This window comes from Xanthomonas sp. SHU 166 (genome assembly GCF_000364685.1).
GTDB classification, from domain to species: domain Bacteria; phylum Pseudomonadota; class Gammaproteobacteria; order Xanthomonadales; family Xanthomonadaceae; genus Xanthomonas_A; species Xanthomonas_A sontii.
Genome location: NZ_AQOJ01000115.1, coordinates 1 through 7,998, shown reverse-complemented (window position 1 = coordinate 7,998; position 7,998 = coordinate 1). Strand labels below are relative to the sequence as shown.

Annotated in this window: 8 protein-coding genes and 1 pseudogene; 5 read left to right on the top strand and 4 right to left on the bottom strand. The window is 69.5% G+C overall.

From position 1 onward, the window contains the following. The 3 genes from D180_RS04730 to D180_RS04720 form a co-directional block, all read left to right on the top strand. Nucleotides 1-391, top strand: a 391-nt coding sequence (locus tag D180_RS04730; protein WP_017911894.1) for a substrate-binding domain-containing protein, incomplete at its 5' end; no start/stop codon positions are given. Next, nucleotides 388-1,692 carry a sugar MFS transporter gene (locus tag D180_RS04725; protein WP_017911893.1) on the top strand — a complete coding sequence of 435 codons (1,305 nt, stop codon included), beginning with the start codon at nt 388-390 and terminating at the stop codon, nt 1,690-1,692. The genes D180_RS04730 and D180_RS04725, both read left to right, overlap by 4 nt. 93 nt (nt 1,693-1,785) lie before the next feature. Further along, nucleotides 1,786-3,072 (top strand): AGE family epimerase/isomerase, encoded by a 1,287-nt coding sequence (locus tag D180_RS04720; RefSeq protein ID WP_017911892.1) that lies wholly within the window; start codon nt 1,786-1,788, stop codon nt 3,070-3,072. Between the two features lie 213 nt (nt 3,073-3,285). Here the strand turns inward: D180_RS04720 and rpoD are convergent, their stop codons facing one another. The 3 genes from rpoD to D180_RS24720 form a co-directional block, all read right to left on the bottom strand. Beyond that, nucleotides 3,286-5,148: an RNA polymerase sigma factor RpoD gene (gene rpoD / locus D180_RS04715; RefSeq protein ID WP_010340704.1), complete on the bottom strand. Its 1,863-nt coding sequence runs from the start codon at nt 5,146-5,148 to the stop codon at nt 3,286-3,288. Nucleotides 5,149-5,262: 114 nt separating this feature from the next. Continuing rightward, complete coding sequence (gene dtd / locus D180_RS04710) at nt 5,263-5,703, bottom strand: D-aminoacyl-tRNA deacylase (RefSeq protein ID WP_017911891.1); 441 nt, start codon at nt 5,701-5,703, stop codon at nt 5,263-5,265. A gap of 34 nt (nt 5,704-5,737) precedes the next feature. Beyond that, nucleotides 5,738-5,866, bottom strand: coding sequence for a hypothetical protein (locus tag D180_RS24720; protein WP_017911890.1), 129 nt, complete (start codon nt 5,864-5,866; stop codon nt 5,738-5,740). 17 nt (nt 5,867-5,883) lie between these two features. Between D180_RS24720 and D180_RS04705 the strand changes: the two genes are divergently transcribed. Next, nucleotides 5,884-6,798, top strand: coding sequence for a lauroyl acyltransferase (locus D180_RS04705; protein WP_017911889.1), 915 nt, complete (start codon nt 5,884-5,886; stop codon nt 6,796-6,798). A gap of 36 nt (nt 6,799-6,834) precedes the next feature. Here D180_RS04705 and D180_RS04700 read toward each other — a convergent pair whose 3' ends face one another. After that, nucleotides 6,835-7,356, bottom strand: coding sequence for a GNAT family N-acetyltransferase (locus D180_RS04700; RefSeq protein ID WP_017911888.1), 522 nt, complete (start codon nt 7,354-7,356; stop codon nt 6,835-6,837). A gap of 284 nt (nt 7,357-7,640) precedes the next feature. Here D180_RS04700 and D180_RS04695 point away from each other — a divergent pair. Beyond that, a pseudogene (locus D180_RS04695) lies at nt 7,641-7,998 on the top strand (GTP cyclohydrolase); the annotation flags it as partial.

The window sequence follows — 7,998 nt, the reverse complement described above, 5'->3', positions numbered from 1 at the left end:
GTGGCTGATAGAATGCGCGCCGACCCGGCTGGAAGCCGCGCGCCAGGCCGGCGCGCTGTGCGCGCGCGACCCGCTGCCGACCGCGCTGGTCTGCTACAACGACGTGGTCGCGCTGGGCCTGGCCAGCGGCCTGGCCGAACGTGGCCGCATCGCCGGCCGCGACTACGCACTGATCGGCTTCGACGACATTCCCGAGGCCGCCGTTGCCACCCCGCCGCTGTCCACCGTCGCCGTCGCCCCGCGCGAGCGCGGCATGCAGGCCGCGCGCCTGGTGCTGGACGCGCTGCGCCACCGCCAGGCCCTGCCTGCGCTTACCATCGCCCCCGCCCGGCTGTGCCTGCGTGCCAGCAGCCGGGTCGCCCTCTCGCCCGTTCCCGGAGTCGCTGCATGAGCCGTCGCCCGCTGTCCAACACCGCCGCCATCGCGGTGGTCAGCATGATCTTCTTCACCTGGGGCGGCCTGACCAGCCTCAACGACGTGTTGATCCCGCATCTGAAAGCCGTGTTCCAGATGAACTACGCGCAGTCGATGCTCATCCAGTTCACCTTCTTCGGCGCCTACTTCCTGATGTCGGTGCCGGCCGGCGCGGTGGTGTCGCGGGTTGGCTACAAGGCCAGCATCGTCATCGGCCTGGTGGTGGCGGCGATCGGCGCGGCGATGTTCTACCCGGCCGCGCGCCTGCCCTCCTACCCACTGTTCCTGACCGCGCTGTTCGTGCTGGCCAGCGGCATCACCCTGCTGCAGGTGGCGGCCAATCCGTACATCAGCCTGATCGGCGCGCCGGAGAAGGCGCCGAGCCGGCTCAACTTCGCCCAGGCGCTGAACTCGCTGGGCACCACCGTGTTCCCGTGGCTGATCGGCCCGCTGATCCTGGCCGGCGCGGTGCTCGGTGCCGACCAGCTGGCGGCGATGAACCCCGAGCAGTTGTCCGCCTATCGCATCGAGCAGGCGCGCTCGGTGGAGATCCCCTACCTGATGCTGGCCGGCGGCCTGCTGCTGCTGGCGGTGTTCGTGCTGGTGATGCGGGTACCGTCGCTGCGCGAGGACAACGACGCCAGCGCCGAATCGCATCACCGCTTCGCCGACGCGCTGCGCCACCCGCACCTGCTGTGGGGCGTGGTGGCGATCTTCATGTACGTGGGCGCGGAGGTCTCGATCGGCAGCTTCCTGATCAACTACATCTCCGGCCCCACCACCGGTGGCCTGACCGAAGCCGCTGCCAGCCACTATCTGCCGTTCTACTGGGGCGGCGCGATGGTCGGCCGCTTCGCCGGCGCCGCGCTGCTGCAGTTCGTCCCGGCCCGCAAGCTGCTGGCGACCTTCGCCGGCATCGCCTCGCTGCTGCTGATCGCCACCATGCTCAGCACCGGCCATGTGGCGATGTGGAGCGTGATCGCCATCGGCCTGTTCAACTCGATCATGTTCCCGACCATCTTCACCGTCGCCATCGAGCGCCTGGGCGTGCTGACCAGCAAGGCCTCCAGTCTGCTGATCATGGGCATCGTCGGTGGCGCCCTGGTGCCGCTGGCGCAGGGCGCGCTGGCCGACGCCATCGGCATCCAGCATGCCTTCGTGATCCCGCTGCTGTGCTACGCCTACATCGTCTGGTATGGCCTGCGCGGTTCGCGCCTGTCGCCGGAATTGGCGGCGGCCGCGCCAACCACCGCGCCGACCGCGCGCGTGATGCACTGATCCGCTGATCCGTTCGCGTTGCGGCGGCGGCGCACACGCCGCCGCCGCGCACCACTGCCTTCCCCTCCCTCACCCAGCTCGCCAGCCAACCGCATGAACCTGCCCGCCACGCCCCTGCCCGACTTCGCCGACGCCGCCGTCCTGCGCGCACACATCGCCGACACCATGGCCTTCTACCACCCGCGCGCGATCGATCCGGCGGGCGGTTTCTTCCACTACTTCCGCGACGACGGTAGCGTGTACGACGCCGGCCATCGCCACCTGGTCAGCAGCACCCGCTTCGTCTTCAACTACGCGATGGCCGCGATCGAGTTCGCCGACTCGGCGCTGGCCGCCGAGTACCTGGACGCCGCGCGCCACGGCCTGCGCTACCTGCGCGAGGTGCACCGCGATACCGCCAGCGGCGGCTACGTGTGGACCCTGCGCGACGGCGTGGCCGAAGACCGCACCCAGCACGCCTACGGCGCCGCCTTCGTGCTGCTGGCCTACGCCACCGCGAAGAAGGCCGGCCTGGACACCGACGCGTGGATGGACGAGACCTGGCAGTTGCTGGAAACCCGCTACTGGGACGCCGCCGCCGGCCTGTACCGCGATGAGGCCACACCCGAGTGGACGTTCTCCAGCTACCGCGGCCAGAACGCCAACATGCACCTGTGCGAAGCGCTGATTGCCGCCTACGAGGCCAGCGCCGAGCCGCGCTACCTGCAGCGCGCGCTGCTGCTGGCCGACCACATCACCCGCCGCCAGGCGGCACTGGCCGGCGGCCTGGTGTGGGAGCACTACGACGCCGACTGGCAGGTGGACTGGGACTACAACCGCGACAACCCCAAGCACCTGTTCCGGCCGTGGGGCTTCCAGCCCGGCCACCAGGTCGAGTGGTCCAAGCTGCTGGTGCTGCTGCACGGGCACCTGCAGGCGTCCACCGGCACCGCGCCGGCGTGGCTGCTGCCGACCGCGCGGCACCTGTTCGACACCGCCCTGGCGCACGGCTGGGACGCGCAGCATGGCGGCATCGTCTACGGCTTCGCTTCCGGCACCGAAGACGCGCCGGTGGTCGGCGTGCCCGACGTGGCCGCGGCACCGACCTACTTCTGCGACGACGACAAGTACTTCTGGGTGCAGGCCGAAGCCATCGCCGCGGCCTCGCGGTTGCTGGCCGCCACCGGCGATGCGGCGTATCGCGCCGCCTACGACAGGCTGTGGGCGTATTCCTGGGAGCATCTGGTCGACCACCGCTACGGCGCCTGGTTCCGCATCCTCAGCCGCGACAACCGCAGCTACAGCGACGAAAAGAGCCCGGCCGGCAAGACCGACTACCACACCATGGGCGCCTGCCACGACGTGCTGGCGGTGATGCGCGGCAGCAAGGCGTTCGCGTAAGCGGATGCGACCTGCACAGAGGCGCAGCGATCCTGCGCCCCTGTTGCCCGTTGTAGGCGCGGCTTCAGCCGCGACCAGGTGTTCCCGGGAAGGCCCGGTCGCGGCTGAAGCCGCTCTTACAAGGGATGCGGCGCACCGTTCGATCCGGCATCTGCACCCACAAAAAAGCCCCGCACATGGCGGGGCTCTGTCGTGACCGCGAACCGCGCGCGATCAGTCGATGTCGAGGAAGCTGCGCAGCTGTTCCGAACGGCTCGGGTGACGCAACTTGCGCAGCGCCTTGGCCTCTATCTGGCGGATGCGCTCGCGGGTCACGTCGAACTGCTTGCCGACTTCCTCGAGGGTGTGGTCGGTGTTCATGTCGATGCCGAAGCGCATGCGCAGCACCTTGGCTTCGCGCGGGGTCAGCCCGGCGAGCACGTCGCGCACGGTCTCGGACAGGTTGATGTTGGTGGTGTTCTCGATCGGGGACTCCACGTTGGTGTCCTCGATGAAGTCGCCCAGATGCGAATCCTCGTCGTCGCCGATCGGGGTTTCCATCGAGATCGGCTCCTTGGCGATCTTCATCACCTTGCGGATCTTGTCCTCGGGCATGTCCATTTCCTTGGCCAGCTCCTCCGGGGTGGCCTCGCGGCCGTACTGCTGGAGCATCTGCCGGGAAATGCGGTTCAACTTGTTGATCGTCTCGATCATGTGCACCGGGATGCGGATGGTGCGCGCCTGGTCGGCGATCGAGCGGGTGATCGCCTGGCGGATCCACCAGGTGGCATAGGTCGAGAACTTGTAGCCGCGGCGGTACTCGAACTTGTCCACCGCCTTCATCAGGCCGATGTTGCCTTCCTGGATCAGGTCGAGGAACTGCAGGCCGCGGTTGGTGTACTTCTTGGCGATGGAGATCACCAGACGCAGGTTGGCCTCGACCATTTCCTTCTTGGCCTTGCGCGCCTTGGCCTCGCCGTAGGCCATGGCCCGGCTGATTTCCTTCAGCTCGGCCAGGCTCAGGTAGGTGGCCTGCTCGACCGCCACGGTGGCCTCCTGCTCGGCGATGATCTGGTCCTTGACGTCGCGCAGCGCCGACGACCACTTCTGCTTGCGCTTGAGCGCGTCGTCGACCCAGGCCACGTTGGTCTGGTTGCCTTCCCAGGAACGGATGAAGTCCTTGCGCGGCATGCGTGCCACGTGGGTGGCCAGGTGCAGCACGCGGCGCTCGTGGTCCTTGACCTGGGCCATGGTGTCGCGCAGCTTGCGCACCAGCACGTCGGTCAGCGGCAGCGGCAGCTTCAGGGTGACGAACACCTCGGCGATGTCGTTGCGCAGCTTGGTGACCAGCTTGTGCTCGGCGCCGTTCTTGGCGTGGGCCTTCTTGAACTTGGCGTATTCGGTGGCCAGCACTTCCATGCGCCGCGCGACCTCGGCCGGATCCGGACCGGTCGGGCCGGCATCCTCTTCGGCGGTGTCGACGTCTTCGTCGTCATCCTCGTCGGCATCGGCATCGGTGGCGCTGTCGTCGTCGGAAACCGCGACCGGCGGCGCCGGCTCTTCCTCGATCAGGTCGTTGAAGCCGACCACGATCTCGGCCAGCCGCTTCTTGCCTTCCTTGTGCTGTTCGTAGTCCTCGAGCAGGGTCTCCACCGCCAGCGGGAACGCGCCCAGCGCGGCCTGCACCTGGCCGAGACCTTCCTCGATGCGCTTGGCGATGGCGATCTCGCCTTCACGGGTCAGCAGTTCTACTGTGCCCATCTCGCGCATGTACATGCGCACCGGGTCGGTGGTACGGCCGCCTTCGGTGTCGAGCGCGGTCAGCGCCGCGGCGGCTTCTTCGGCCGCGGTGTCGTCGACTTCGCGGTTGCCGGTGTTGCCGTCGTTGAGCAACAGGGTTTCGGCATCGGGCGCAACTTCATGGACATCGATGCCCATGCCGTTGATCATGCCGATGATGTCTTCGATCTGTTCGGGGTCGACCAGATCGTCGGGAAGATGGTCGTTGACTTCCGCGTAGGTCAGATAGCCCTGTTCCAGGCCCTTGCTGATCAGTTGCTTGATGTCGGATTGCTGGGCAGGACGTTCGTTGGCCATGAGTGCTCGCGCCACCGGCAGGTAGGTGAATGAGTGAACCTAGCATTATAACAGCCCGGACCGCCGCTTGCCGGACGAGGAGCCTGAACGGCTCCGCCAGGAACGCGCCGGCGTCTACGGCCGGAGCAGGAAAGTGACCGGGCCGTCGTTGACCAGGCTGACGACCATATGGGCACCGAAGCGGCCGGTTTCCACCCCTGGCGGGTGCTGCGCGCGGCACACCTCCACCAATCGGTTGAAGCCGCGTTCAGCCTCGGCCGGCGGCGCCGCGGTGGTGAAACTGGGCCGCATCCCCGAGCGCGTGTCGGCGGCCAGGGTGAACTGACTGACCAGCAGCAGACCGCCGCCGGTGTCACGCAACGAGCGGTTCATGCGCCCGCTGTCGTCGGAGAACACCCGGTAGCCGAGCAGGCGCTCGGCCATGCGTTGCAACTTGGCCTCGTCGTCGCCCGGCTCCACCGCCACCAGTGCCAGCAGGCCGGGCCCGATCTGGCCCACGACCTCGCCATCGACGCTGACCGAGGCCTGGGTGACGCGTTGGATCAGCGAGAGCATAGGGCGGGGGTTGGGATTGGGGATTGGGGATTCGTCACTGGCCGCACCGCGACGAACGGTTGCGATCGTGCGGCATCATCGCCGAATGGGCGAGATTGAGAAAGCGACAGCGCACGCAGCCGACGCGATCCGCGATGCCGGGCGGGCGGGCCAGATGCGCCAAGCGGATAAACTGGGGCGATGAAACCCGCCACGCTCGCTTCCCTGCTGTACCGCTGCGCCGCCGCCGTGGCACGCCTGCCGTGGCCGTGGCTGCGCCGCCTGGCCGACGGCCTGGCCGGGCTGTGGCTGCGCCTGGATGCGCGCGAGAGCCGGGTGGTCCGGCGCAACCTGGAGTTGGCCTATCCGGAGCTGCTGCCCAGCGAGCGCGTGGCCCTGCAGCGCGACGTGCTGCGCTCGACCGCGCGGCAGGCGTTCGAGACCCTGGCGCTGTGGACCCGGCCGCCGGAGCAGAACCTGGCGCGGCTGCGCCTGCGCCACGGCCAGGACCTGTACGACGCGGCGCTGGCCGCCGGCCGCGGGGTGATCGTGGCCGCGCCGCATTTCGGCAACTGGGAGCTGCTCAACCAGTGGCTGGCCTCGCGCGGCGACATCGCCATCGTCTACCGCGCACCGGAGTCGGCCGTGGGCGACGCCTTCCTGCAGTTGGTCCGCAGCGGCGAGCGTGTGCGCCAGGTGCGCGCCGAGGGTCCGGCGGTGCGGCAGTTGTTCAAGACGCTCAAGGACGGCGGCGCGGTCGGCATCCTGCCCGACCAGCAGCCCAAGGCCGGCGATGGCGTGTTCGCACCGTTCTTCGGCGTGCCGGCGCTGACCATGACCCTGGTCAACCGCCTGGCCGAGCGCACCGGCGCCACCGTGCTGTTCGCCTGGTGCGAGCGCGTCGGCAACGACCTGGAGTTCGCCCTGCACGTGCAGCCGGCGCCGCCGGACATCGCCGATGCCGACCCGCTGCGCGCGGCCACCGCGCTCAACGCAGGCGTGGAGCGGGTGGCGCGGCGCGACCCGGCGCAGTACCAATGGACCTACAAGCGCTACACCCTGCGCCCGGACCCGGCCGAGCCCAATCCCTACGCCACCGAGCGCCATCCGCACTAAGAGCGACTGAGGCGCTCGCCTCTGACAAAGCCCGCGCTAATCGTCGTGCGGCTGCGCCGGGCCGGCGAGGATGCGCTGGTAGAACGCCAGGTCCAGCCAGCGCCCGAACTTGAAGCCGGCCTCGCGCACGGTGCCGGCGTGCACGAAGCCGAGTTGCTCGTGCAGGGCGATGCTGCCGGCATTGCTGGCGTCGATGCCGCCGACCAGCACGTGCACGCCGCGCGCCTGCGCGGTGTCGATCAGCGCCTGCAGCAGGCGTCGGCCCGCGCCACGGCCGCGATGGTCGCGGTGCACGTAGACCGAGTGCTCGACGCTGTACTTGAACGCCGGCCAGGCGCGGAAGGTGCCGTAGCTGGCGAAGCCGAGCAGGGTGCCGTCGGCGTCCTCCAGGCCCAGCACCGGGAAGTTGCCGGCGCGCTTGGTCGCGAACCAGGCCGCCATGCTCTCCGGCGGGCGCGGCCGGTAATCGTACAGCGCGGTGGAATGGACGATGGCGTCGTTGAAGATCTCCAGGATCGCCATGGCGTGGCGCGGTTCGGTGCAATCGACGAGTTGCATGCGGGGGCCGGAGCGGACGCGGTGCCGCACAGTAGCAAGCAACCGGCGGCGCGTGCACACCTCCCCTCACGCCGGCGCGTTGCCGCAGCCGCCGATTTGGTTGCATCGGCGGCGCGCGCGAGCGGGCACAGTGCGTTCCATCGCCTGCAGGCTGGCGCGTCCGGCAAAGCGCGCGACAATGGCGCCCGAGCGCCATCGGCGCCGACCGGCACCGTGCCGGGGCCACCGCGACCGGATGCGGCAGCCTTGAAGCGGCGCCGCCGATCCCCCATCTGGAGTCGTGCATGACCAGCCCCACCGCCCCTTCCGCGCACGCCTTCGGCGATCCTGCCGCGATCCGCAGCGAACGTGCGGCATCGGAGCTGCGCGCCGGGCGCCCGGTCCTGCTCGACGACGGCAACGGCCGCACCCGTGCGGTGATGGCGCTGGACAGCAGCACCGAACCGTCCTACCTCGGCTTCGCCGAGGCCACCGGGCAGCGGCACTACCTGTTCGTGACGCCGCCGCGCGCGCAGGTGCTGGGCCTGGACGCGCCGCAGGGCGCGCGCATCGCCCTGGCCGGGCACTCCTACGACGCGCTGGCGGCGCTGGCCTACCTGCGCGACGGCCCGGTGCCCGCGCACTGGCTGCCCGGCGACGCGC